The 1,350-nt window shown below is 74.4% G+C and carries 1 protein-coding gene; it reads right to left on the bottom strand.

The features are described 5' to 3' along the window. A partial coding sequence (locus tag V8J39_RS23505; protein ID WP_336463405.1) for an aldehyde dehydrogenase family protein occupies positions 1 to 1,301 on the bottom strand: 1,301 nt, incomplete at its 3' end. Between the last annotated feature and the right edge of the window lie 49 nt (positions 1,302 to 1,350).

Below are 1,350 nucleotides of genomic sequence, written 5' to 3'. Positions count from 1 at the left end.
AGCGCCCGCGCGACGGGGGCATCGGCCTCGTCCATCAGCAGTGTCGCCGTCAGCTGCCCCTCGAAACCCTTGGCCAGCGCGACCATCGCCTCGGCCCCCGGCACCCGCACCACCAGCCCCAGCGGCCCGAACACCTCCTCGGACAGGGCGTGGTCCTCAAGGAAGGCCTCCGACGACACCTCGTAGAGATTGGGCAGGGCCATCCGCCCCTCGCTCTCGCTGGTGAAGACCGGCCGCACCGAATTGCGCGCATCGAGCCGCGCCGTCCCCTCGCGATAGGCGCGGGCGATGCCCTGTGTCAGCATCGCCTGCGGGCCGACCTTGGCCAGCGCCGCGGCGGTGGCGGCGACGAAGGCGTCGCCCTCGGGGCCCGCGGGCACCACGGCGATGCCCGGATTGGTGCAGAACTGCCCCGCGCCCATGGTCAGCGACCCGGCCCAGCCCGCGCCCAGCGCGGCCCCGCGCGCGGCCAGCGCCGCAGGCAGCACGAACATCGGGTTCACCGATCCCAGCTCGCCGAAGAACGGGATCGGCTCGGGCCGCGCCGCGCAGAGATCGAAGAGCGCGCGCCCGCCGCCGAGCGAGCCGGTGAAGCCCACCGCCTTGATGCGGGGGTCGGTGACCAGCGCCTCGCCGACGGCGCGGTTGCCGCCCTGGATCAGGCTGAAGACGCCCGGGTGCAGGCCGCAGGCGGCGATGGCGGCGGCCACGGCCTCGGCGACGATCTCGGCGGTGCCGGGATGGGCGGAATGGCCCTTGACCACCACCGGGCAGCCGGCGGCGAGCGCTGCGGCGGTGTCGCCGCCGGCGGTCGAGAAGGCGAGCGGGAAGTTCGAGGCGCCGAAGACCGCGACCGGGCCGATCGGGCGCTGGACCATGCGGATCTCGGGGCGCGCGGCGGGCTGGCGGTCGGGCAGGGCCGCGTCGGTGCGCCGGTCGAGATAGCCGCCGTCGCGGATGTGGGAGGCGAACAGCCGCAGCTGCCCGGTGGTGCGCCCGCGCTCGCCCTGCAGCCGCGCCTCGGGCAGGCCGGTCTCCTGGCTGCCGATCTCGGTGATGGCCGCGGCGCGGGCCTCGATCTCGTCGGCGATCGCCTCGAGGAAGGCCGCGCGCTCGGCCCGGGTCGAATAGCCGTAGGACCAGAAGGCATCCTCGGCGGCGGCGCAGGCCCGCGCCACCAGCTCGGGCGATCCGACCGAGAATTCGTGCACCGGCCCCTGCGCCGGGTCCGAGGCGAAGCGCGCCCCGGTCCCGACCCACTCCCCGGCGATCAGGTGCTTTCCATGCGGCGTGAAGGTCATGATCCTTCCTCCGTTCTTTCGCATTGGCAAAAATATCCCCGCCGGAGGC

Source organism: Frigidibacter sp. MR17.24 (genome assembly GCF_037095655.1).
Taxonomy (GTDB): domain Bacteria; phylum Pseudomonadota; class Alphaproteobacteria; order Rhodobacterales; family Rhodobacteraceae; genus Frigidibacter.
Note: the sequence above shows the minus strand (reverse complement) of the source record. Positions and strands in the feature narration are given on the sequence as shown.